The sequence below is a fragment of the Streptomyces ficellus genome (genome assembly GCF_030406405.1).
GTDB lineage: Bacteria > Actinomycetota > Actinomycetes > Streptomycetales > Streptomycetaceae > Streptomyces > Streptomyces ficellus_B.
Genome location: NZ_JAUEPL010000029.1, coordinates 1 through 22,586, shown reverse-complemented (window position 1 = coordinate 22,586; position 22,586 = coordinate 1). Strand labels below are relative to the sequence as shown.

Sequence of the window (22,586 nt, the reverse complement as noted above, 5' to 3'; positions counted from 1 at the left end):
GGTCGGGCACACGGAGGTCGACCGGTCGCCGGAGCGCCGCCCGGTGATCGCCGAAGCGCGCCGCTCCTGCGACGAGCGGCAGTCATGAGCACCGTCGAGAGGGCCTTGGCGGCCGCCCTGTACGCGGAGGAGGACACCGCCCTCGACACCGGCGCGTCGCTGCTCGCGGCCGATCCGGGCGCCGACGCGGAGCTGGCGCGGCGGGGTGAGGAGTTCCTGCGGCGGGCCTGGCAGCGCGGCTGGCAGCCGGCCGATGTCGTCCGGCTGGTACGGCGGGATCTCGACGAGCACCATGTGCGGCTGGTGTCGCGGCTGATCGCCGCCGAGACGCGGGCGTACGAACAACTGCCGCCCCGCTGGGCCGCGCAGCTCGCCGGGCTCGACGCCACCGGGTGGCACGCCGACCGGTTCTCGTACGCCACGGCCGTGCTGGAGCTGTACCGGCTGCTCGCCCGGCTGCCGGCGATCGAGCCGGTCGGCCCCGCGCCCGGCGCCTCCCCGCTGTACGCGGCTCCGGCGCATGGCGAGCCGCGGATGCTGGCCCGGATCCGGGCGCTGCTGGCCAAGGCGGAGGCGACCGGGTACCCGCAGGAGGCCGAGGCGCTCACCGCGAAGGCGCAGGAGCTGATGGCCCGCCACAGCCTGGACGAGGCGGCTCTCGCGGCGCGTACGCACAGCGCGGAGGAGCCCGCCGCGATACGGATCGGCGTCGACGCTCCGTACGAGACGGCGAAGGCGATCCTGCTGGACGCGGTCGCGGCGGCGAACCGCTGCCGGGCGGTGTGGAACGAGGCGTTCGGGTTCTCGACGGTCGTCGGGTTCGAACCGGACCTGGAGGTCGTGGAGCTGCTCCACACCTCGCTGCTGGTCCAGGGCACCGGCGCGATGACGAAGGCGGAGGCCGAGCAGCGGCGGGGCGGCCGGAAGCGGACGAAGACGTTCCGCCAGTCGTTCCTGCTGGCGTACGCCCACCGGCTCGGCGACCGGCTCAACGCGACCTCCCGCCGGGTCACCGCCGAGGAGCCGACCCTGCTGCCGGTCCTGGCGGCGCGGGACGTTGCAGTCACGGCCCGCGCGGACCGGATGTTCCCGGAGACGACCACGACCCGGGTCCGGGGCGCGACGGACGAGGCGGGCTGGCACCACGGCACGGCCGCGGCGGACCGGGCACGCACGGCCCACCCGGACCAGGGCCGGCTGCCGTCCTGACGTGCCCGACCGATGACCGGCCCGGCGACCTCCCCGAACCCGTGACGGGCCGTGGCTACCCTCGACGCCATGAGCTGGCTCCGCGCCCTGAAGGCGACCGCCCGTTCGGGGCTGAAGGTGGAGCGGCGGCGTCCGGAGCCGCTCGTCGCGCTGCGCGCGGCCGCCGGGCTGGGGCTGGTCGTCGGGGCGAGCCTCGCGCTCTTCGGGCCGGGCGTGGCCGTGAGTTCCGCGTTCGGGGCGTTCCAGGCCGCCATCGCCACCTTCCAGCGCAGTTGGCGGCCGCGCCCCACCCTCGCGCTCGCCTCCGGCGCCAGCCTCGCCGTGTCGACCTTCCTCGGCTACCTGACCGGCGCGCACATCGCCCTGTTCATCGCCCTGCTCGCGCTGTGGACGTTCCTGTCCGGGCTGGCCTGGGCCACCGGGCCCACCACCGGCATCATCGCGTCGTCCAACGTGGCGATCATGCTGGTCACCGTCACCCTCCCCACCTCCGTCGCGGACGCCGCCGGCCACGCCGCGATGATCGCCGTGGGCGGGTTCGTCCAGGCCGCGCTCATCGTCCTCGTGCCGATCCGCCGCTGGGGCGCCCAGCGGGACGCGCTCGCCGACGCGCTGGGCGCCGAGGCCGGCTACGCGCGGCGGCTGTGCCAGGACCCGTACGCCCCGTTCGACCCCGTCCCGCTCATGACCGCCCGCAGTGCCGCCGCCGTCACCCCTCGCCAGGCCCGCCGCCGCCCCGCCGAACTGCATGGCGCGCGCGGGCTGGCCGAGCGCATCCGGCCGGTCCTCGCCTCGCTCGCCGACCCGGCGGTGGGCGTCCCGCGCGAGGGCCCGCAGCGCGAGCGGGTGCGCGAACTGCTGGACGCCGCCGCCTCCGTACTCCACACCGCCGCCCACGCCATCCGCCACGGCCGGCCCGCCACCATCCCGCCCGCCGCGTTCGCCGCGCTGAAGAGGCCCGACACGGGCGCCGTCCTCACCGGGCCCGCCCGCCGCGCCGCGACCCGGCTCACGGCCCTGCTGGCGGACGTCGTGGAGACCGCGACGCGCACCGACCGGGCCGACGTGGGGGAGCTGCGGGAGAGGCCGTCGCTCATCAGCCTCGTGCCCGTCGCCGTACGCACCGTCCGGGGCGAACTGCGCGGCGAGTCCCCCGTGTTCCGGCATGCGGTCCGGGTCAGCGCGGTGACGACGGGCGGGTACGTCATCGGGACGGCCCTGCCGCTCGGGCACGGCTACTGGGCGCCGATGGCCGCGGTGATGGCCATGCGCCCGGACTTCACACAGACGTACTCCCGCTCCGTGGCCCGCTTCTGCGGCACCCTGCTGGGCGTCGCCCTCGCCACGGGGGTGGTGCGGGCGGCGCATCCGGGCACGTACACATCGGCCGCGCTGGCGGTGGTCTGCGCGTTCGGGATGTACCTGCTGATGCGCAGCGGGTACGTGGCGAATCAGGCGTGCGTGTCGGCGTACGTGGTGTTCCTGCTGGGCATGGGCGGCACGGCGTGGACGCAGACGGTTCCGGAACGGGTCGTGCTGACGCTGCTGGGCGGCGTCCTCGCGATGCTGGCGTACGCCGTGTACCCGGCCTGGGAGACGCCCCGGCTGCGCACCCGGCTGGCCGACTGGCTGGCGGCGGACGGCAGGTACGCGGCCTGCGTCGTCGCGCACCACGCGAACCCGGCCGCCCGGGGCACCGCCGCCGTACGCGAGGCGCTCCTCGGCAACCGGGACGCCCGCGTCGCCTGGCAGGAGGCCGTGGAGCGGGCCGCTCACGAGCCGGTCAGGCACCGGGGGCTGTCCCGTGCCGCGGCCGCCGACGCCCAGGACGCCCTGGCGCAGTTCGGCCGGGTCGCCATGCTGATGGAGGCGCACCTCCCGGACCGCGACGCCGCCCCGCTCCCGGCCGCCGCCGCCCTCGCGGAGGCGCTGCGGCACGCGACGGAGCAGGGCGCCAAGGCCATCCGCGAGCGCCGCGTCCCGCGCTGGGACGAGGTGCGCGAAGCGGTGGCCCGGCTGGAGGGTGAGGGAGAATCAGGTGCGGTTGTCGATCCGGTCGTACGCGATGGGGCGCGGCTGCTGCTGGAGGCCCTGGACTCGCTCTCGGACGCCCTTCGGCAGACCGAGGAGGTTTAGGAGACGTGGGCACGGCGGCCCTGGTGAGCGTGTCCTTCGTGCCGCCGGTCCAGGAGACGACCAGCCTCGTGCCGTCGCTCCGGCTCGTGCCCGTGGTACGACCGGTGTAGCCGTCGTCGCAGGTCAGAGCCAGGGTCAGGGCGAGGGGCGCCCCGGTGGTCGTCCCGCGCGCCGCCGTGGCGGACGTGCCCTTCCGCGAGCACCAGGGCGCGGCCCTTCTTGATGGTCAGGTTCACGGGCTTGCCGTCCGTGAACCCCACCCACGACCCCTCTGCCTCACCGGAGGTGCCGGCCGAGGTGCTCGGGGACGGGGTGGGGCCGTTTACGGTTACGGGCTTCCCGCCGCCGCTGTCGTCGTCGCTCCGCCGGTCATGGCCGCCGCCGCAGCCGGCCGGCGCGAGCGGGAGGACGAGCACGGCAGCGGCTCCGGCCGCCGCCACCACTGCGGTGCGTACGAGCCTGTGCACGTCCACGCCACGTCTCCCCAGTGAGTGCCGGAACGCGCGCCAAGCCACCAGCCGGTACCCCCGTTGCTACCAGGAGGACTTGGTCACTCCGGGCAGGAATCCGGCGTGCGCCTGCTGGCGCACGTTCACACGGGACAGCCCGAACTTGCGGAGGTGGCCGCGCGGCCTGCCGTCCACGCTGTCCCGGTTGCGTACGCGGGTGGGGCTGGCGTCGCGCGGCTGGCGGCGCAACTCCGCCTGAGCGGCGAGGCGTTCCGCCTCGGCGGTGCCGGGCCGCCGGATGAGGTCCTTCAGCTCGGCGCGCCGGGCCGCGTACCGCTCGACGACCTCTTTGCGCTTCTCATTGCGGGCGATCTTGCTCTTCTTGGCCATCAGACCTTCACTCCCCGCGCGCGGATGCGGGCCACGGCGGCCTCGATGCCGATGACGTCGACGGTCTTGATGCCCTTGGTGGACAGGGTGAGCCGGACGTACCGGCCCTCGCTCGGCAGCCAGTAGCGCTTGCGCTGGATGTTGGGGTCGAAGCGCCGCGACGTACGCCGGTGCGAGTGCGAGATGCGATTGCCGAAGCCCGGCTGTGCGCCGGTCAGCTGGCAGTGGGCGGACAAGGGTGACCTACCTCTCTGGATGCTGCCTTGGTAATGGAAACCATTTCCACTTACTCTAACCCCATGGCCCGCAACGAACTCCGACCGGTCATCAAGCTCCGGTCCACCGCCGGCACCGGCTACACCTACGTGACCCGCAAGAACCGCCGTAACAACCCCGACCGCATGACGCTGCGCAAGTACGACCCGGTCGTCGGACGGCACGTCGACTTCCGAGAGGAGCGCTGAGGCGCGATGAAGCAGGGAATCCACCCCCCGTACGAGCCCGTCGTCTTCCGTGACAAGGCGGGCGGCTTCGCCTTCCTGACCCGCTCCACCGCGACCAGCGACAAGACGGTCGAGTGGGAGGACGGCAACACCTACCCCGTCATCGACGTCGAGATCTCCTCCGCGAGCCACCCCTTCTACACGGGCCAGGCGCGCGTGCTGGACACGGCCGGGCGCGTGGAGCGGTTCGAGCAGCGCTACGGCCGGCGTCACGGGGCCCGCTGATGCTGTCCGTCGCGATCGTCGGCGGGCTGCACTCCGAGGCCCGCGCGGCCGCGGTCGAGCGGCTGCTCGCCACCGTCCCCGGCAGCGTGGCGCTCCACCACGACCTGGCGACGGCGCCGGACGGGCAGGTCGTGCGGACCGTCCGGGACGCCACCGGTGTGCTGTCGACGGGTGAGACGCCGCTGGTCAACGACTGCGCGTGCTGCGCGCTGCGCGAGGACCTGGTGCCCGAGCTGGAGCGGCTGGCCGACTCCGGTCTCACCCGGCTCGCGGTCGTCGAGCTGTGGGACTCGGTCGAGCCGAAGGCGATGGCCGAGGTCGTGGCGGCGGCCGGGCTCACCGTCACGTCCGTCATCACCGCCGTCGACCCGGCACTGCTCCTGCCGTACCTCGGCAACGGCGACGACCTGATGGAGGCCGGTCTCGCGGCCGCCGCCACCGACCAGCGCACGGTCGCCGACACCTGGGCGCGCCAGCTGGAGTACGCCCCCGTGCTCGCCGTCCTCGACAGCCCCGAGGCGGACGACGAGGACCGGGCGCTGCTGGCCCAGCTCCACCCGACGGCCCGCCAGGTCCCCGTGCCGGACGGGGACCTCGCCGCCGCCGCGCTGGCGGGGTTCGACGCCGAGGCGGCGGCGGCCGCCCAGCACCCGGCGTGCGCGCTGCTGCCGCAGGACGCGGAGGCGCACGGTGTGGCCACATACGTGTGGCACCGACGCCGTCCGTTCCACCCGGAGCGGCTCTACGCGGCGCTGGAGGACCTGTGCTGCGCGGCCGCCCGCAGCCGGGGGCGGTTCTGGCTGGCCGACCGGCCCGACACGCTGCTGGCGTGGGACGCGGCCGGGGGCGCCCTGTGCGTCGAGCCGGCCGGGCCGTGGCTCGCCTCGCTGCCGGACGCCGCCTGGGAGATGGTCCCGCCCGTACGCCGGGCGGCGGCCGCGCTGGACTGGGACCCCGAGCACGGGGACCGCTGCCAGCACCTGGTCTTCACCTCGCCCGGCCTGGACCGCGAGGGGCTCGCCGAACTCCTCGACTCCTGCCTGCTCACCGACGCGGAGTTCGCCGCCGGCCGCGAGGCCTGGAAGCGGCTCCCGCCCGCCTTCGACGCCCTCCTGGAGGTCTGACCCATGTCCCCCCGCCGCTCGACGGAGCGCAAGCCCGCCAAGTCCCGCCCCAACCCGCTGGACCGCGACGGCATCACGTACGTCGACTACAAGGACACCGACCTGCTGCGGAAGTTCATCTCCGACCGCGGCAAGATCCGCAGCCGGCGCGTGACCCGCGTCAGCGCGCAGCAGCAGCGACAGCTGGCCCGCGCGATCAAGAACGCCCGGGAGATGGCCCTGCTGCCCTACTCCTCCTCGGCACGCTGATCGACCCTCCCGGGCCACAGGCCCCCCACGGCATCGCATGAATGCCGTGGGGGGCCCTTTTCGTATGGCTGCGCGTGCGGGCGAGAAGAAAAGGGAGCCGAACCGGCTCGCCGCACGTCTCTACGGGTGTAGGGGGAAGTGGCGCGCCCGTGTCACCGAGGGTCACCGGCGGTGCACGTGCATATGCCAATGCAGCTGCACGTGAACAGCTATGATCCATGTAGTTGACACCTGCACCATGTATCTCGGGGAGCGTCCTGTGCACCACGTGTACAACGGCATGGCGGCCACAGAGCTTCACGGCGTCATATGGCAGAAGAGCAGGCACAGCAACTCGCAGGGTTCCTGCGTGGAGTTCGCCAAACTTCCCGGCGGGCACGTGGCCGTACGCAATTCACGTCACCCCGAGGGCCCCGCCCTGGTGTACACGCCGGCCGAGATAGAGGCGTTGCTGCTGGGCGTGAAGGACGGGGAGTTCGACCACCTGGTCAACGGCTGAGCCGCGCCGCCGTTGCCTCAGCGGCGGCGCGGCGTCCTGGCGTGCCGACGGCGACCTCGTCGTGCTTACGGCGACGCGGGCGTGTCCGTCAGGCGGAACAGCGCCCAGACCACCTTGCCGTGCAGCGTCCCGGCCAGCGGGTGCCAGCCCCAGCTGTCGCTGAAGGACTCGACCAGGAACAGTCCGCGTCCCGATTCCGCCGAGAAGTCCTCTTCCGACTCACGGGTGGCCGGACTGTCCGGGCTGGGGTCGCGCACGGCGCACACCAGCCGGCTCGCCCACCGCATCAGGTGCAGCCGCACGGGCGGGTCGTAGGAGACGTCGTCCCGCGTGTCCGGGGGCAGCGCGTGCCGCAGCGCGTTGGTGACCAGTTCCGACACGACCAGCGCGACATCGTCGAACCGGTCGCCGATCTCCCACTGGGTGAGCGTCGCACTGGTGAACTGCCGTGCGCCACGCACCGCTTCATAGCGGGCGGGCAGCGCGCACGAGGCGGAACTGGACACGGAGGCGGCGTCGATCGGCGGAAGCCCCTGCCTCAAAGGCTCGAGCATGGTCGATCCATTCGTCCCCATGCGAGGCACTCCCGGGATTCGCGGCTGTGGTGCGACAACACGAACGAGTACGCAGGTGCGCGGGGTCCATGGTTCCGAATGCGACCATCTGATGCAAGGGCAGATGCACGTGCACGCGCCCGACGTGTCCGCCCCTGTGCCGGTTGCTGGCCATATCTTGCGCCGATGATTTTCACCTTGCCGACGCCTGGGCGTCGTTCGGGCGGCCAAGCCTTCGTCTTTCCGTAACCGAATGAGTACGGGGTGAAGCGTTTTGGTGGCAGAATCCGGCACCTCGGGGCTCGGGGGTGCTCCGTCGTACACATCAGCGATGGGGAGGGTTGGAGACGTGACCGCAGGTGAATCGAGCGGTTCCGTGGTGCGGCGCATCCTGCTGGGCTCGCAGCTGCGGCGGCTGCGGGAGTCGCGCGGCATCACACGGGAGGCCGCCGGCTACTCGATCCGGGCGTCCGAATCCAAGATCAGCCGTATGGAGTTGGGAAGGGTGAGCTTCAAGGCGAGGGACATCCAGGACCTGCTCACCCTCTACGGCGTCACCGACGAGACCGAGCGCGAGGCGCTCCTCGGCCTCGCCCGCGAGGCCAACGTCACCGGCTGGTGGCACAGTTACGGCGACGTCCTGCCGGGCTGGTTCCAGACGTACATCGGCCTGGAGGGCGCAGCCTCGCTCATCCGCATCTACGAAGTGCAGTTCGTCCACGGTTTGTTGCAGACGGAGGCGTACGCGCACGCCGTCGTCGCCCGGGGCATGCCGGGCGCCCCGAGTGCCGAGATCGACCGGCGGGTGGCGCTGCGCCTGGAGCGGCAGAAGGTGCTCGTCTCGGAGCGGGCACCGCGATTTCACGCCGTTCTCGACGAGGCCGCGCTGCGCCGGCCCTACGGCGACCGGGAGGTGATGCGCGGGCAGCTCAAGCACCTGATCGAGGTCTCCGAGCAGCCCAACGTCACCCTCCAGATCATGCCCTTCAGCTTCGGCGGTCACGCGGGGGAGAGCGGCGCCTTCACCATGCTCCGGTTCCCCGAGTCCGACCTCTCCGACATCGTCTACCTGGAGCAGCTGACGAGCGCGCTGTACGTGGACAAGCGCGAGGAGGTGGCTCAGTACGAGCGGGTGATGGCGCGGCTGCATCAGGACAGCCCCGGTCCGGAGGAGAGCCGCGACCTTCTCCGAGGACTCCTCCAACTCACGTGACCCGCCAGTAGGATGACGTCCCATCACGAGCGGTGGCGCCTCCGGAAGGGATGGCATGTCCTACTTCACAGATCTGGCCCTGCAGTACATCGACGGTGAGTGGCGGGCCGGTGGCGGCTCGTGGGACATCATCGACTTCAACCCGTACAACGACGAGAAGCTGGCCTCCATCACCGTGGCCACGGTCGACGAGGTCGACCAGGCCTACCGGGCGGCCGAGCGGGCACAGCGCGCGTGGGCCGAGACCAATCCGTACGCGCGCCGCGCCGTCTTCGAGCGGGCGCTGCGGCTGATAGAGGAGCGCGAGGCCGAGATAGCCGACGCGATCACCGCCGAGCTCGGCGGTACGCGGACCAAGGCGGGCTTCGAGCTGCACCTCGCCAAGGAGTTCATGCGCGAGGCGGTCAACCTGGCGCTGCGGCCCGAGGGCCGCATCCTCCCCTCCCCGATCGACGGCAAGGAAAACCGCCTCTACCGGGTGCCGGTCGGTGTCGTCGGCGTCATCAGCCCCTTCAACTTCCCCTTCCTGCTGTCGATCAAGTCCGTCGCCCCGGCGCTCGCCCTCGGCAACGCGGTCGTCCTCAAGCCCCACCAGAACACGCCGATACTCGGCGGCAGCCTGGTCGCGAAGATCTTCGAGGACGCCGGTCTGCCGGCCGGTCTGCTCAACGTCGTGATCACCGATATCGCCGAGATCGGCGACGCGCTGATCGAGCACCCGGTGCCCAAGGTCATCTCCTTCACCGGCTCCGACCGCGTCGGCAAGCACGTCGCCACGGTCTGCGCGGCCAACTTCAAGCGGTCCGTCCTGGAGCTCGGCGGCAACAGCGCCCTCATCGTGCTGGACGACGCGGACATCGACTACGCGGTCGACGCCGCCGTCTTCAGCCGGTTCGTGCACCAGGGGCAGGTGTGCATGGCCGCGAACCGGGTGCTGGTCGACCGGTCGGTGGAGCGGGAGTTCACGGAGAAGTTCGTCGCCAAGGTGCGGACCCTGAAGACCGGCGATCCGGCCGACCCGGCCACGCACATCGGCCCGCTCATCAACTCCTCGCAGGCCGAGGCGGTGACGACGCTCGTCGAGCAGACGGTGGGCGCGGGCGCGACGGCGCTTCTGCGGGGCGGGGCCGACGGCAATGTCGTGGCGCCGACCGTCCTCGCCGGCGTACCGGAGGGCTCGCCGGTCCTCAGCCAGGAGATCTTCGGGCCGGTGGTGATGCTCATCCCCTTCGACGGCGAGGAGGAGGCGGTACGGATCGCCAACGACACTCCGTACGGGCTCAGCGGCGCCGTTCACACGGGTGATGTCGAGCGCGGTGTACGGGTGGCCCAGCGGATCCACACCGGCATGATCCACATCAACGACGGCACGGTCCACGACGAGCCGATCGTGCCGTTCGGCGGTGAGAAGCACTCCGGTATCGGCAGGCTGAACGGCGAGTCGACCGTCGACGCCTTCACCACGCACAAGTGGATTTCGATCCAGCACGGACGCAGTCGCTTTCCGTTCTGACCCGATCTGATTCCGCCTGTTTCCGTCTGGTTGCGTCTGGTTCCTGTCCCGCGCGGAGTTGCGGACAGGGGCTGACCGCGAGTCCCCCTAGCTTGGTGGTGTCAGGGCAACACGGCTCCAGGCACGGCGGATAAGGCGGACACCCCCCATGGTCACTTTCGTTCCCCCTGAGGCACACGGCGACGAGCGCGGCGCGCTGCTCTCCTTCATCGAGGCGCAGCGAGGCGCGCTCCGCCGTTCGGTCATCGGACTGGACGAGGAGCAGGCGGCGAGCCGCCCGAGCGCCAGCGAACTGTCTCTGTCGGGGCTGCTGAAGCATGTGGCGGAGGTCGAGCTGAGCTGGCTCCGCATGGCCCAGCAGCGGCCCAACGAGCGCAAGCGCGACCAGGAGACCTGGGCGGACGGCTTCCGGCTGGTGGGTGACGAGACCGTCCAGGGCATCCTGGCCTTCTGGGACGCGGTCGCGAAGGAGACCGAGGAGCTCATCCGGTCGGTGCCCAGCCTGGACGACACCTTCCCGCTGCCGGACGCGCCCTGGTACCCCAAGGGCGCCCGCGTCTCGGTGCGCTGGCTGGGCATGCACCTGATCCAGGAGCTGGGCCGGCACGCGGGACACGCGGACATCATCCGCGAGTCGCTGGACGGGAAGAACTCGTTCGAGCTGATCGACATGGAGCGCGGGCAGGCGCAGCACGCGTAGGGACGGCGGTGCGTACTCTGGTCAAAATTGACCAGGAAGGGTACCTGGATGTCAGCGATCCGACTGCTGGTCCTGGGCGCCGTGCGCCAGCACGGGCGGGCGCACGGCTACCAGGTCCGCAACGACCTGGAGTTCTGGGGCGCGCACGAGTGGTCCACCGCCAAGCCGGGCTCCATCTACCACGCGCTCAAGCAGATGGCCAAGCAGGGGTTGCTGCACGCCCACGAGACCGCCCCCAGCACGGCCGGCGGCCCGCCGCGTACCGAATACGAACTCACCGACAAGGGCACCGAGGAGTATTTCGCCCTGCTGCGCGAGTCGCTGATGGCGTACGACCAGAAGATGGACGTCCTGTCGGCGGCCGTCGGCTTCATCGTCGACCTGCCGCGCGAGGAGGCCGTGGCGCTGCTCAAGCGGCGGATCGAGGGGCTGGAGCGGTGGCGGGCGGCCGTCACCGAGTACTACACGCCGGAGGAGGGGCCGGAGGCGCTCGGCCACATCGGCGAGATCATGAACATGTGGGTCCACTCGGCGGACTCCGGTGCCGAGTGGACCCGGGCGCTGATCCAGCGCATCGAGCGCGGCGCGTACACGTTCGCGGGCGAGGGCGAGCCCTTCGTGGGCGTCCTCGCGGAGGGCCGGAAGAACCCGTACGCGACGGGGACGCCGCACCCCGGCGACGTGCGCTGAGGGCGTCGCGCGGCGGCGGTGGGAGACCAGGTCAGGGCCCGGAAACCGGGCTTGCACCTCACGTGGCGTGAGGGCCCAGGCTGAGGGACGTACCGATTCAGCGAGGGAGCCGAAAGCCGTGAGCTACTCCGTGGGCCAGGTCGCCGGTTTCGCCAACGTCACGGTGCGGACCCTGCACCACTACGACGAGATCGGGCTGCTCTCCCCGAGCGGCCGCAGCCACGCGGGGCACCGGCGTTACGACGACGCCGACCTCGACCGGCTCCAGCAGATCCTGTTCTACCGGGAGCTCGGCTTCCCTCTCGACGAGGTCGCGGCCCTCCTCGATGATCCGGACGCCGACCCGCAGGAGCACCTGCGGCGCCAGCACCAGCTGCTGACCACACGGATCGCCGAGCTGAGGAAGATGGCCGAGGCTGTCGAACACGCCATGGAGGCGAGGAAAATGGGGATCAACCTCACGCCGGAGGAGAAGTTCGAGGTCTTCGGGGACCACGACCCGGAGCAGTACGCCCACGAGGCGCAGCGGCGCTGGGGCGGCACGGAGGCGTACCGCGAGTCCCAGCAGCGGACCGCCCGCTACACCAAGGCGGACTGGCAGCGCATCCAGGACGAGTCCGCGGATTGGGCGGAGCGCTACCAGGCCCTGATGGCGCGGGACGAGCCGCCGACGGGCGAGCCGGCGATGGAGCTGGCGGAGGAACACCGCCGGCACATCGGCCGGTGGTTCTCCGAGTGCCCGTACGAGATGCACACCTGCCTGGCGCAGATGTACGTGACGGACGAGCGCTTCACGGCGTTCTACGACGCCATGCGTCCGGGCCTGGCCCGGCACCTGCACGACGCCATCCTGGCGAACGCGTCCCGCCACGCCTGACGGGAACACTGCCCGGCGCCTCGGGACGGGGCGCGAGGCGCCGGGCAGAGGGCCAAGGAGGGCGTGGAACGGGTGCGGGAGGGGAAGCGTTGATAGCTTTGGGCAGCCGTCCCCCGCCCACCGACCCAGGAGCCCCGGAACCCGTGAATACGCTTGCGCTCGGACCGAGCTGGCTGGACCCGGACTATCTCATCGAGACCTTCGGCCTCATCGGCGTCCTGGTCATCGTCTTCGCCGAGTCCGGACTGCTGATCGGTTTCTTCCTGCCCGGTGACTCGCTGCTGTTCACCACGGGCCTGCTGGTCACCACCGGTGTGCTGAAGACGCCGCTGTGGCTGGTCTGCACCCTGATCGTGCTGTCCGCGATCATCGGCGACCAGGTCGGCTACCTCTTCGGCCGCAAGGTCGGCCCGGCCCTCTTCAAGCGGCCGGACTCCCGCCTGTTCAAGCAGGAGAACGTGGAGAAGGCCCATGACTTCTTCGAGAAGCACGGCCCCAAGTCCCTGATCCTGGCCCGCTTCGTACCGATCGTGCGCACGTTCACGCCGATCATCGCCGGTGTGAGCCGGATGAACTACCGCTCGTTCATCACCTTCAACATCATCGGCGGCGTTCTGTGGGGCGCCGGTGTGACGCTGCTCGGGGCGTCGCTGGGCAAGATCGCGTTCGTGCACAAGCACATCGAGGCGATCCTGATCCTCATCGTGCTCATCTCGGTCGTCCCGATCGTCATCGAATACCTGCGCGCCCGCTCGCAGAGCAAGAAGCAGCCGGCGATCGAGGAAGGGACGCCGGCGGCCCCGCGCGGGCGCCACGCCAAGCGCTGACGGTCACTCCTCCCCGTCCCGCTCCTTCTGCCCGTCCTGCTCCTCCCGCTGGGCTCCCTCCTCCGTACCCTCGGTCAGCGAGCGCACGAGCGGGGACAGGGCCGTACCGAGCAGCGTCGCGGTGGTGATCGCGCCCAGCGCGATGCCCCAGCCGACCGGCCCCAGCGGCGTGCAGCCGAAGAACTGGCTGACGCCGGGCGTCTGGATGACGGCGGCCAGTACCGCCGCCGAGCCGAGGCTCGCGGCCAGGACATGGCGGTCGAGGCCGCCGGTGGTGAGCGTCTGGGCGAGCTGCGTGCCGACGACCGCCGCCAGCGCGACCGTACTCGCCCGCTTCCCCCGCCCGGTCAGGCGCGCACCGGTCCACGCCAGCCCGGCGCCGGTCGCGGTGATCGCGCCGCGCAGCAGCATCTCGTGGGTCAGCGCGCTGCCCAGGGAGCGGCTCGGCCCCTCGGCCAGCAGCCGCTTGCCGACCTGGCCGGTCGGCTCCCGCACGGCGATCGCCAGCGAGGGCGCGAGGTCGGTGAGCAGGTTGACCAGCATGATCTGGCGGGCGTTGAGCGGTGTGGTGCCGGTCAGCGTGGAGATCAGCACGCTGAAGGTGACCTCGCCCAGGTTGCCGCCGATGAGGATGCCGAGCGCGGCCCGCACCGAGGCCCACATCGCCCGGCCCTCCATCAGCGCGGAGACGATCGTTTCCAGCCGGTCGTCGCTGACGACCAGGTCCGCCGCGGCGGTCGCGGCCGGGGTGCCGCGGCGGCCCAGCGCGATGCCGATGTCCGCGAGCCGGATGGCGGGGGCGTCGTTCGCGCCGTCGCCGGTCATCGCCACGACCCGGCCGACGCGCTGGTACGCCTGGACGATACGGACCTTGTGGTGCGGGCTGCACCGGGCGATGACGTCCACGGTGGGCAGCAGCTCGTCCAGCTGGTCGTCGTCGAGCTCGTCCAGCTCGGCGCCCGTGCAGACCTTCGGGTCCGTGACCTCGCTGATCGTGGACGCGATGGCGTCGGCGGTGGCCGGGTGGTCGCCGGTGAGCATCACGGTGTGCACGCCCGCCTCCCGCAGCCGCGCGGTCGCGGGGGCGGCCCCGGCCCGCACCGGGTCGGCGAGCGTGAGGAACCCCAGGAACACCAGGTCCCGCACGCTCTCGTCGGTGAGGTCCTCCTCCGCGCCCATCCGGCGCTCCGCCACCGCCAGCACCCGGCGCCCGGCACCCGCCAGCCGCTCCGCCTCGGCGGTCAGCCGCTCCAGGCCTTCCCCGTCGAGCGGCGCCTCCCCGGCGTCGCCGGCCGCCCTGCGCCGCGTACAGCGCTCCAGTACGTTCTCGGGGGCGCCCTTCACGCTGAGCAGCAGGCCGTGCCCGGTGTGGCCGGACGTGGCGTGGTAGGCGCGGGACGGCTCGAAGGGCAGCGTGTCCAGCCGCCGCCACCGCGCGGCCCCGTGCCGGGCGCCGACCTTGGCGCTGCGGGCGCCGGCGGTCACGGCGCGGTCGGTCTGGTGGGCCATGGGCTCGGCCTGCCGGGCGGGCGGGGTGGCCCGCAGCGCGGCGGCGAGCACCTCCTTGCGCGGGGCGTCCAGCTGGTCGAGGGCCACGGCGCCGTCGCCGTCGCTCACGGCGGCGAGCTGGAGCTTGCCCTCCGTCAGCGTCCCGGTCTTGTCGAAGCACAGGACGTCGGCGCGGCCCAGCGCCTCGATGGTGCGCGGGTTGCGGACGAGCGCCCCGACGTCGGCCAGGCGCCGCGCGGCGGCCAGCTGGGCGGCGTTGACCAGGAAGGGCAGCCCTTCCGGTACGGAGGCGACGGCGAGGTTCACGGCCGAGGCCAGGTTGTCGACCAGGGGGCGCCCGTGCGCCAGGCCCGCCGCGGTCACCGCGCTGGCCGAGCCGAGCGCGATGGGCAGGCTGGAGCGGGTCAGCGAGGCGAGCCGGGCCTCCACGCCGGTCTCCGGCGCGGCCTGCCGTGCGGTGGCGAGGCTGCGCCCCACCTCGGTGCTCGAACCGGTCGCCACCACGACGGCCACGGCCCGGCCGGCGGAGACGGTGGTGCCCTCGTACACCATCGAACGGCGCTCGGTGAGGTCCGTGGCGACCACCGGGGCCGGGTCCTTGTGGACGGCCAGCGACTCGCCGGTCAGCGACGACTCGTCGACCTCCAGGCCCTCCGCCTCCAGCAGCCGGCAGTCCGCCGGTACGACGTCCTCGGGCCGCAGCAGGATGATGTCGCCCTCCACCAGGTCCCCGGCCGTCACCAGCCGCTCGCGCCCTCCCCGGCGTACGCGCGCGCCGATGGCCGAGCGGCGGAACAGCTCCTCCAGGGCGCGTTCGGTCCGCACCCGCTGGAAGCCGCCGATCAGCGCGGAGGTGCCGGTGATCGCGGCGACGAGCCCGGCGTCGGTGCGCGAGCCCACGGCGGTGGCGAGGGCGGCGCCGCCGGCCAGGACGGGGGTCAGGGGGTTGGCCAGCTCCTCGATGAACGCCGAGGGCAGGGTGAGCCGCGCGGGCTCGTTACCGGTGCCGCTCGTGGAGGCGCCGCGTGCGGCCGCCTCGTCAGGGGTCAGGCCGTCGGCGGCGGTGCGCAGCCGCTCCAGCACGCGGTCGGTGGGCATCAGGTGCCAGGGCACGGTGGTGACGGGCGGCGCGAGGGGCCGTGCCAGGAGCTGCCGGGCGCGCCAGACACCCATGCAGAACGCCAGGCCCCCGGCGGTCGTACCGGCCGCCATGCCCCGCGCGGTGGCCTGCGGCGGCGGGGCCTGGAGCGCCGCGACCGCGCCGACACCGCTGCCGCCCGCGGCCAGCACGGCACTGTCCCGGTCCACGCGCGCCGCCATGCCCACGGCGTCCACGATGATCCCCGCCGCTTCGAGGTCGGCGCCGACGATCAGGTGGGCGCCCCAGGCCGGCGGCTCGCCCTCCCGGTGCACCCCGACGCCGCAGTCGGCCGCGCCCAGCGCCCGCCGGTTGCCCGACACCAGCAGGATCACCGCCCCATCGGCCTGGAGCCCGCGTACGGAGGCGACCAGGCGGCGGCCCGCCGGGACGATGGCGTCGGCGAACGTGAACGCCGGGGCCTCCCGGTCCGTGGCCAGCACCACCCGCGCCCCGGCCCGCCGCGCCGCCGCCGCGACGGCTTCGGCGCCCGGCGCCGTCTGGGTGCCCAGGCCCGCGACGGCCTGGAGGCGCCGCCCCTTGGCCAGGCCGAGCGCCCGCTCGCTGCCCCGGCGCCGCAGCCGCGCCTCCGCCTGGCGTCCCGTACGGCCCGACAGCTCCAGGTCGTCCAGCGGCCCCAGCACCCAGCCGTCGTCGTCGCGGACCACGCTCAGCGGCGCGTCCGCGTCGAACAGCGCGAACAGCCGCTCGGCGGTCGCCTCGGGGTCGGCGCCGCTGAGCAGTTCCAGGTCCACGGGCTCGTACCGCTCGCTGCGCAGCGCGTCCTCCTCCAGGACCACGGTGTCCACCTGCCCCAGCCGCCGCAGCGCGCCGCGGTCCATGGTCACCACGCCCCGCAGCGCGAGCGCCCTGCCCAGGTGGGTGGCGAAGCCCTCGCGCCCCGCCTCCGTGGCCTTCGGTACGGCGGACAGGGCGACGGCCAGCCCGCGGCGGAAGCCCGCGAAGGGCACCGTGAGGGCCCCGGCCGTCAGGCCCGCCGCCATGGCGCGCTCGGCGTACCGGTCGATCGAGTCCTTGGGCGTCGGCCCGGCCCGGTCGATGACGAGCGGCTCGGCCTCGGCGTCCTCGGGTCCGTGGACCAGCCCGGGCTCGGCGTCGGTCCACGCCTGGCGTTCCGCGGTGGCCTCCCGCCACTGGGCGACCCGTTCGAGTACGTCGAGGGCCAGTCCGCCGCCGCGCGTGGCGACGCCCTGCGTCAGGGCGCTGGCCACGGGCAGGAGGGACTCGGCCTGCTCGGTGCTGCTGAGATCGGCGACCAGATGGCGCAGCTGCGGGTGGTGCTGGAGGGCGCCGACGACCGCCGCCACCTCGGGCGGCAGCCGGAACCACGGTGCCAGCCGCCGTACGGCCGTGATGCCGAGCCCCACGGTGTCGGCGGCCAGCGCGGGCACGGACTGGCGGGTCCGGGGGCCTTCGCAGGGGTGGTGCGGCTCGGGGCACCATTCGTCGAACTCGTCCGGGTGCGCCCCGAGGGCCTCCTCGGCGCGCTTGACCAGGGCGACCAGCTCGCGTTCGGCGGGCGGCGGTGAGCCGACGGCGACGACGACGCGCTCGGACGGGGCGTTCACCCGCGCCCACAGCACGCCGGGGTGCCCTTCCAGCGACCGCTCCACACGGCGGGCGACCCGTTCGCCGCCCACCCCGTGCACCCCGTGGACCTCGATGTAGCACCGCCCGGGCCGCCACCACACGTCACGCTGCGGCAGCCCGATGAGCTGCCCGGCGACACCGGCGGCGCCGCGTACACCGGCCGTGACGCCGTACGTCACGCCGGAGGCGATGGGCCCGAACAGAGAGGGCGCCAGCAGGCGCGCGCTGTGCAGCGATGACATGGGTGATGACATGGGCTGATGCCTCCGGTCGGTCGTCGCGTCCGATTCAGCCGTCCCGGAATGGATACCCTGAAATATAGACAATCAGCTCATAACACATCCTTGGATGTGAGATCTGTGGCCACCCCTTCATCACCACGCAAGCGCACGTCGAAGACGACCAAGCCGGCGGAGTCGCGCACCAGGGCGCCCAAGGAACCGGCTTCCGCGCAGTCCCCGAAGAGCGACAAGACCGACAAGGTCGGCAAGGCCGAACAGAGCGACAAGCACGAGGGCGGGCGCACGATCACGTTCACGGTGCCCTCTCTCGACCGGGTCGCGAGCGGCGCGGCGAACGCGGCGCTGCTGCCGGTCGCGGCCGCGCGCCAGGTCCTGCCCGCCAAGCGCGGCCTGCCGGTCTACATCGGCCTCGGGGTCCTGGGCGCCGCCGACGTCATCGAATGGCCGGTCGCCATCGGCCTGGGCGTCGGCTACGCCGTACTCCGCCGCCGCGGCGGCCTGACGCCCCCGCCCCCACAGCGCCCAGCGACCTGACGCCCCGGCCCGGCAGCGCCCGGCCCCGGGACGGCCCTCGGCCCCGGCACGCCGGGGGGCCTGACGCGACCCTGCACGGGCCCTGACGCTCGCCCCTCGGGTACGGCCCTCGGCCCCGGGACGGCCCTCGGTCCCGGCAGCCCGGCGGCCTGACCGCCCGACACCAGCCCTGGAGCTCGCCCCTCGGGGCCTGCACCGCCCTTGGCCCCGGCACGCCCGGGGGCCTGACGGCCCCGGCAGCGCCCTCGGCCCCGGCGGCGCCCGGCGGCCTGACGCGGGCCGGCACCGGCCCCGGGCGCTCGCCCCTCGGGACGGCGACGGCCCCCGGTCCAGTCGGCGGGCGGGCGGCGCCGGGGCCGGGACGGGGCCGCGCCGGTTCAGAAGCCGCGCGTCCGCTTGGCCGCGCGGCGACCCGCGGCCGAGCCCGGCGCGCGGATGAACAGCCGGGCCATCTCACCGCCGAGGTTGACCCCGATCGCGATGGCCAGCGCCAGCGCCGCCGCACGCGCCAGGGACGTGAAGCCCGCGTCCATGTTGTTCTGCGCGATGTTCAGCACCCCCAGGTACGTGGCGCTACCCGGCAGCAGCGGCCCGATCGCCGCCGTGACGTACGGCAGCGACGAGGTGTGCTCGTAGCGCGCCCTCAGCTGCCCGAACAGGCCCACCACCCCTGCCGCGACCGCCGTCGCCATCACCGTGGACCCGCCCGCGGTCACGGCTATCGAGGCGTAGATCACCCAGGCCACCGCGCCGTTCAGCGCCACGAACAGCACCGTGGAACGTTCCGTCTGGAGCAGGATCGCGAACGTCACGGAGAGCAGCACCGCGGCCAGGATCTGGATCACTGGCCGTTCGACCGCGTTGAGGACCCCCTCGGGGTTGAGCTTGGCGCCCAGCTGCACACCCCCGTACAGCACCGACAGCACACCCACCACGATGGCGACGAAGAAGTACCCGACCTCCAGGAGCCGTGCCGACGCGGTGATGTAGAAGCCGGTCAGGCCGTCCTGGACGGCCGCCACCAGCGCCCGCCCCGGGATCAGGGCGAACAGCCCACCCGTGATCACCGCGGAGGGCCGGAGCCCCGCGTGGAGGAGGCTCACCGCCACACCCATCGCGGCCGGCGGCACCGCGGCCACCGCGAACTGGTAGAACTCAGGCAGCCCGCGCCCCGCGCAGAACCACGCCAGCCGGTCGCCCAGCATCGCGCCGGCCGCCGCCACCAGGAACACGGCCATGTCGCCGCCGAGCAGCATGGAGGCGGCGCCCGCGAGCCCGCCCGCCGCCACGGTGAGCACCCACCCGGGGTAGGGGTGCCGGTTGCGGCGGATCTCCGCCAGGCGCCGGTAGGCCTCCTCCAAGGAGACCTCGTAGTCCTCGGAGTTGATGTCGGCGACCAGCGTGTAGACCGCCGCCAGCCGGGTGTAGTCGGTACCGCGCCGCCGCACGGTCCGGTTCGCCGTCACCGGGTCGTCCACCAGCGAGGGCTGGTACGTGATCGACAGCAGCGTGAAGGTCACGGTGGGCTCGCAGCGGTCGAGCCCGTACGAACGGCAGATCGCGAACATCGCCGCTTCGACGTCCTCCGCTCCCTCGCCGCCCGCGAGCAGCAGCTCGCCGATACGCAGTGTCAGGTCCAGTACGCGGGGAACGGCGGGCCCCGAGTCGTCCTGCCGCTGCACCCGCTCCGGCACCGGCCGCTCGCTGACCGGCATCCGCAGCATCGTGCGCATCCGGTCCTGCCACGGCGCGTCCTTCGCCAGGCTGACCGCCGGGAAGCCCTGCGCGGGCGTGAACGCGGGAGGGGACTCCTTCGTGGAGTACGTCGAGGGCGTCGCGAACGCCGAACCCTCCGGCTCGACGGGCGTCTCCGGCGCCAGCCCTCGCGGCAGGGCGAATTCCGACGTCGGCTGGTCCTCCTCGGGCCCGGAGGGCTGCTCCACGCCCGGCGGGGGCGTGAACGCGCTGTGTGCCTCGTCGGACTGAGGCTTGCGGTCCTCGAAACCGCCCGTCTCCGGCGCCACTGTGCTTGCCCTCACTCCCATCGAACCATCCGAACCACCTGAACCCTGCGAACCATCAGAACCCCCCCGGACCCATCAGAACCGAGCGACCCATCAGAACCCCGTCGACCCATCTGAACCGTGGGAACCACTGGAGCCATCGGACCCGCCCGGCCCGTTTGCCTCCGGCCCGTTTGCCCAGTATGGGCACGACCATGGGCACACACGAACGACGGGCGGCGCACCCGTGAGGTGCGCCGCCCGTCGTGGCCGAAGGACCGGAGGTCAGTGGGCGCCGCCGTGCGCCTCCAGGCGCTTGTAGGACGCCTCGATCTCGGCCTCGGCCTCGGCGCGGCCGACCCAGTTCGCGCCCTCGACCGACTTGCCGGGCTCCAGGTCCTTGTAGACCTCGAAGAAGTGCTGGATCTCCAGGCGGTCGAACTCCGACACGTGGTGGATGTCGCGCAGGTGCTCCACCCGCGGGTCGGACGCCGGCACACACAGCAGCTTGTCGTCGCCGCCCGCCTCGTCCGTCATCCGGAACATGCCGATGGCGCGGCACTTGACCAGGACACCGGGGAAGGTCGGCTCGTCGAGCAGGACCAGCGCGTCCAGCGGGTCACCGTCCTCACCCAGGGTGCCCTCGACGAAGCCGTAGTCGGCCGGGTAGACGGTCGACGTGAAGAGGTGGCGGTCCAGGCGGATACGACCGGTCTCGTGGTCCACCTCGTACTTGTTCCGCGACCCCTTCGGGATCTCGATGGTGACGTCGAACTCCACGGGTGGCTCCTCCAAGATCAACACAAACCGGGGCTGCCGTGCTCACGGCACAGCTCAGTGGTTAAGTGTCCCTCACGCAACTGAGTGCTCGCGAAAGGGGCTGGTCAGCCGTGCTGGAGCCGAAGGTGGTGCAGCTCACCGCGGGCTCCGCCGTGCTCGGCCTCGTCCTGGCGGCCGGGGCGGTGACCCTGGCCGGACCCTGGGACTCGGGTCAGCGTACGGCCGAGCGCGCCGTCGCGGCCGCCCAGGCCCGCACAGGTGGCGCACATCACCAGGCCGCGGGCCCCGGCCGCCCCGGCGTGCCCGCCCCGGCGCCCAGCGCCCCCGGCGTCCTCACCACCCTCGGCGACACCGCCGCCAAGGCCGCCGCCCCGCCGCCCGGCGCGCTCGCGGCCGTCCTCGACCCCCTGCTCGCCGCCCCCGGGCTCGGCCCGCTGCGGACGGCGTCCGTCATCGACGTGGCGACGGGCAAGCAGCTGTACGGGAACGGGGCCGCCGCCCCGATGACGCCCGCCTCCACGATCAAGATCGCCACCTCGGTCGCCGCGCTCACCGCCCTCGGCCCCGACCACCGCATCCCCACCACGGTCGTCGCCACACCCGACGCCCGCCGCCTGACCCTGGTCGGCGGCGGTGACCCCACCCTCGACACGGCCCGGCTGCGCGCCCTGGCCGCCGACACCGCCCGCGCCCTGCGCGGCCGCGGCGTGACGAGCGTCCGGCTGGCCTACGACACCTCGCGGTACGCCGGGCCCGGGCGCCACCCGATCGGCGTCAACGACAACATCGCCCCGGTCACGGCCCTGATGACCAACGAGGGCCGCCTCGACGGCTCGACCAGCGGTCCCGCCCCGCGCTCGGCCGACCCCGCCGGCGACACCGCCCGGGCGTTCGCGGACCTGCTCACCCGGCAGGGCGTCGCCACCGAGGCAGCCCCGGCCCCCGCGCGCGCCCCCGAAAAGGCCACCATGCTCGCCAGGACCTGGTCCCAGCCCCTGTCCGCGCTGGTCGAGCACACCCTGACCCACAGCGACAACGACCTCGCCGAGGCCCTCGCCCGCCAGACCGCCCTCGCCTCCGGCCGCCCCGCGAGCTTCCAGGGCGCCGGCCGCGCCGTCGCCGACCGGCTGCGCGAACTGGGCCTGCCGGTCAAGGGGGCCCGGTTCGCCGACGGCAGCGGCCTGGACCGGCACGACAGGCTCTCCGCCACGATGCTGACCGGCCTGCTCGCCCGGGCGGCCGATCCCGCCCGCCCCGAACTGCGCCCGGTCCTCACCGGCCTCCCGGTCGGCGGCTTCACCGGCACCCTGAAGGACCGTTACGCCGATGGCTCACCGGGCGCGGGACTCATCCGCGCCAAGACCGGCACCCTCAGCGGCGTCAACGCCCTGGCCGGCACGGTGGTGACCGCGGACGGCAGGCTCCTGGCGTTCGCGTTCCTCGCGGACCGGACGTCGTCCCCGCACACCGCCCAACCGGCCCTCGAGCAGCAGGAAACTCCCCGTGCCGTACGTGTTCTTGGCCGTCCCCGTCTCGTAGCAGGCCTGCCCGAAAACCGCCGCCTGCTGGTCGCCGAGCGCCGACGCCACAGGCACGCCCCGCAACGGCCCC

General features: G+C 73.1%; 20 protein-coding genes and 1 pseudogene. 15 read left to right on the top strand and 6 right to left on the bottom strand.

The genetic code is table 11. The annotated features are described in order from the left end of the window. Window positions 1-84 precede the first annotated feature (84 nt). The gene (locus QWM81_RS19105; protein ID WP_290113325.1) at window positions 85-1,209 is read left to right on the top strand and encodes a DUF2786 domain-containing protein; all 1,125 of its coding nucleotides are present in this window, start codon (window positions 85-87) and stop codon (window positions 1,207-1,209) included. A gap of 69 nt (window positions 1,210-1,278) precedes the next feature. Continuing rightward, window positions 1,279-3,345 (top strand): FUSC family protein, encoded by a 2,067-nt coding sequence (locus QWM81_RS19100; RefSeq protein ID WP_290113324.1) that lies wholly within the window; start codon window positions 1,279-1,281, stop codon window positions 3,343-3,345. A 533-nt stretch (window positions 3,346-3,878) separates the two neighbouring features. Here the strand turns inward: QWM81_RS19100 and rpsN are convergent. After that, window positions 3,879-4,184 carry a 30S ribosomal protein S14 gene (gene rpsN / locus QWM81_RS19095; protein ID WP_290113323.1) on the bottom strand — a complete coding sequence of 102 codons (306 nt, stop codon included), beginning with the start codon at window positions 4,182-4,184 and terminating at the stop codon, window positions 3,879-3,881. After that, complete coding sequence (gene rpmB / locus QWM81_RS19090) at window positions 4,184-4,420, bottom strand: 50S ribosomal protein L28 (RefSeq protein ID WP_290113322.1); 237 nt, start codon at window positions 4,418-4,420, stop codon at window positions 4,184-4,186. The genes rpsN and rpmB overlap by 1 nt, the downstream gene beginning before the upstream one ends. Window positions 4,421-4,483: 63 nt before the next feature. On the opposite strand from rpmB, the gene rpmG reads away from it, so the two are divergent. The 5 genes from rpmG (at window position 4,484) to QWM81_RS19065 (ending at window position 6,784) form a co-directional block, all read left to right on the top strand. Beyond that, window positions 4,484-4,648, top strand: a complete 165-nt coding sequence (rpmG, locus tag QWM81_RS19085; protein ID WP_290113321.1) for a 50S ribosomal protein L33 — start codon at window positions 4,484-4,486, stop codon at window positions 4,646-4,648. Between the two features lie 6 nt (window positions 4,649-4,654). Further along, window positions 4,655-4,912 carry a type B 50S ribosomal protein L31 gene (locus QWM81_RS19080; RefSeq protein WP_290113320.1) on the top strand — a complete coding sequence of 86 codons (258 nt, stop codon included), beginning with the start codon at window positions 4,655-4,657 and terminating at the stop codon, window positions 4,910-4,912. Beyond that, window positions 4,912-6,036 carry a CobW family GTP-binding protein gene (locus QWM81_RS19075; protein WP_290113319.1) on the top strand — a complete coding sequence of 375 codons (1,125 nt, stop codon included), beginning with the start codon at window positions 4,912-4,914 and terminating at the stop codon, window positions 6,034-6,036. The genes QWM81_RS19080 and QWM81_RS19075 overlap by 1 nt, the downstream gene beginning before the upstream one ends. 3 nt (window positions 6,037-6,039) lie before the next feature. Next, window positions 6,040-6,285, top strand: a complete 246-nt coding sequence (gene rpsR, locus QWM81_RS19070; RefSeq protein WP_290113317.1) for a 30S ribosomal protein S18 — start codon at window positions 6,040-6,042, stop codon at window positions 6,283-6,285. Window positions 6,286-6,544: 259 nt separating this feature from the next. After that, the gene (locus QWM81_RS19065) at window positions 6,545-6,784 is read left to right on the top strand and encodes a DUF397 domain-containing protein (protein WP_290113316.1); all 240 of its coding nucleotides are present in this window, start codon (window positions 6,545-6,547) and stop codon (window positions 6,782-6,784) included. Between the two features lie 65 nt (window positions 6,785-6,849). Here QWM81_RS19065 and QWM81_RS19060 read toward each other — a convergent pair whose 3' ends face one another. Then, the gene (locus QWM81_RS19060) at window positions 6,850-7,359 is read right to left on the bottom strand and encodes an ATP-binding protein (protein ID WP_290113314.1); all 510 of its coding nucleotides are present in this window, start codon (window positions 7,357-7,359) and stop codon (window positions 6,850-6,852) included. Between the two features lie 310 nt (window positions 7,360-7,669). Here QWM81_RS19060 and QWM81_RS19055 point away from each other — a divergent pair, with 310 nt between their 5' ends. The 6 genes from QWM81_RS19055 (at window position 7,670) to QWM81_RS19030 (ending at window position 13,158) form a co-directional block, all read left to right on the top strand. Next, window positions 7,670-8,551, top strand: coding sequence for a Sco1979 family transcriptional regulator (locus QWM81_RS19055; RefSeq protein WP_290113312.1), 882 nt, complete (start codon window positions 7,670-7,672; stop codon window positions 8,549-8,551). Between the two features lie 55 nt (window positions 8,552-8,606). Beyond that, entirely contained in the window at window positions 8,607-10,064 is a 1,458-nt protein-coding gene (locus QWM81_RS19050) for an aldehyde dehydrogenase family protein (RefSeq protein ID WP_290113310.1), read from the top strand. A 148-nt stretch (window positions 10,065-10,212) separates the two neighbouring features. Next, complete coding sequence (locus QWM81_RS19045; protein ID WP_290113308.1) at window positions 10,213-10,764, top strand: DinB family protein; 552 nt, start codon at window positions 10,213-10,215, stop codon at window positions 10,762-10,764. Window positions 10,765-10,812: 48 nt separating this feature from the next. Beyond that, window positions 10,813-11,454: a PadR family transcriptional regulator gene (locus QWM81_RS19040; protein ID WP_290113307.1), complete on the top strand. Its 642-nt coding sequence runs from the start codon at window positions 10,813-10,815 to the stop codon at window positions 11,452-11,454. Between the two features lie 118 nt (window positions 11,455-11,572). Then, entirely contained in the window at window positions 11,573-12,331 is a 759-nt protein-coding gene (locus QWM81_RS19035; protein WP_290113306.1) for a MerR family transcriptional regulator, read from the top strand. A gap of 143 nt (window positions 12,332-12,474) precedes the next feature. Continuing rightward, window positions 12,475-13,158 carry a DedA family protein gene (locus tag QWM81_RS19030; RefSeq protein WP_290113305.1) on the top strand — a complete coding sequence of 228 codons (684 nt, stop codon included), beginning with the start codon at window positions 12,475-12,477 and terminating at the stop codon, window positions 13,156-13,158. A 3-nt stretch (window positions 13,159-13,161) separates the two neighbouring features. Here QWM81_RS19030 and QWM81_RS19025 read toward each other — a convergent pair whose 3' ends face one another. After that, entirely contained in the window at window positions 13,162-17,658 is a 4,497-nt protein-coding gene (locus QWM81_RS19025) for a cation-translocating P-type ATPase (protein WP_290113304.1), read from the bottom strand. A gap of 117 nt (window positions 17,659-17,775) precedes the next feature. Here QWM81_RS19025 and QWM81_RS19020 point away from each other — a divergent pair, with 117 nt between their 5' ends. Further along, window positions 17,776-18,192, top strand: coding sequence for a hypothetical protein (locus QWM81_RS19020; RefSeq protein WP_290113303.1), 417 nt, complete (start codon window positions 17,776-17,778; stop codon window positions 18,190-18,192). 377 nt (window positions 18,193-18,569) lie between these two features. Here QWM81_RS19020 and QWM81_RS19015 read toward each other — a convergent pair whose 3' ends face one another. Together QWM81_RS19015 and QWM81_RS19010 are read right to left on the bottom strand one after the other, a co-directional pair. Next, window positions 18,570-20,237, bottom strand: a complete 1,668-nt coding sequence (locus QWM81_RS19015) for a threonine/serine exporter family protein (protein WP_290113301.1) — start codon at window positions 20,235-20,237, stop codon at window positions 18,570-18,572. 243 nt (window positions 20,238-20,480) lie between these two features. Next, window positions 20,481-20,975 carry an inorganic diphosphatase gene (locus QWM81_RS19010; protein WP_290113300.1) on the bottom strand — a complete coding sequence of 165 codons (495 nt, stop codon included), beginning with the start codon at window positions 20,973-20,975 and terminating at the stop codon, window positions 20,481-20,483. Between the two features lie 110 nt (window positions 20,976-21,085). Here QWM81_RS19010 and dacB point away from each other — a divergent pair. After that, window positions 21,086-22,465: pseudogene (dacB, locus tag QWM81_RS19005) on the top strand (D-alanyl-D-alanine carboxypeptidase/D-alanyl-D-alanine endopeptidase); the annotation flags it as partial. Between the last annotated feature and the right edge of the window lie 121 nt (window positions 22,466-22,586).

What these genes read in the sequence shown, in the direction of transcription:
- QWM81_RS19025 (WP_290113304.1), bottom strand. Translation starts at nt 17,658, where the DNA reads ATGTCATCGCTGCACAGCGCGCGCCTGCTGGCGCCCTCTCTGTTCGGG.
- rpsN (WP_290113323.1), bottom strand. Translation starts at nt 4,184, where the DNA reads ATGGCCAAGAAGAGCAAGATCGCCCGCAATGAGAAGCGCAAAGAGGTC.
- QWM81_RS19050 (WP_290113310.1), top strand. Translation starts at nt 8,607, where the DNA reads ATGTCCTACTTCACAGATCTGGCCCTGCAGTACATCGACGGTGAGTGG.
- QWM81_RS19015 (WP_290113301.1), bottom strand. Translation starts at nt 20,237, where the DNA reads ATGGGAGTGAGGGCAAGCACAGTGGCGCCGGAGACGGGCGGTTTCGAG.
- QWM81_RS19080 (WP_290113320.1), top strand. Translation starts at nt 4,655, where the DNA reads ATGAAGCAGGGAATCCACCCCCCGTACGAGCCCGTCGTCTTCCGTGAC.
- QWM81_RS19055 (WP_290113312.1), top strand. Translation starts at nt 7,670, where the DNA reads ATGGGGAGGGTTGGAGACGTGACCGCAGGTGAATCGAGCGGTTCCGTG.
- QWM81_RS19060 (WP_290113314.1), bottom strand. Translation starts at nt 7,359, where the DNA reads ATGGGGACGAATGGATCGACCATGCTCGAGCCTTTGAGGCAGGGGCTT.
- QWM81_RS19045 (WP_290113308.1), top strand. Translation starts at nt 10,213, where the DNA reads ATGGTCACTTTCGTTCCCCCTGAGGCACACGGCGACGAGCGCGGCGCG.
- QWM81_RS19100 (WP_290113324.1), top strand. Translation starts at nt 1,279, where the DNA reads ATGAGCTGGCTCCGCGCCCTGAAGGCGACCGCCCGTTCGGGGCTGAAG.
- rpsR (WP_290113317.1), top strand. Translation starts at nt 6,040, where the DNA reads ATGTCCCCCCGCCGCTCGACGGAGCGCAAGCCCGCCAAGTCCCGCCCC.
- rpmG (WP_290113321.1), top strand. Translation starts at nt 4,484, where the DNA reads ATGGCCCGCAACGAACTCCGACCGGTCATCAAGCTCCGGTCCACCGCC.
- QWM81_RS19075 (WP_290113319.1), top strand. Translation starts at nt 4,912, where the DNA reads ATGCTGTCCGTCGCGATCGTCGGCGGGCTGCACTCCGAGGCCCGCGCG.
- QWM81_RS19105 (WP_290113325.1), top strand. Translation starts at nt 85, where the DNA reads ATGAGCACCGTCGAGAGGGCCTTGGCGGCCGCCCTGTACGCGGAGGAG.
- QWM81_RS19040 (WP_290113307.1), top strand. Translation starts at nt 10,813, where the DNA reads ATGTCAGCGATCCGACTGCTGGTCCTGGGCGCCGTGCGCCAGCACGGG.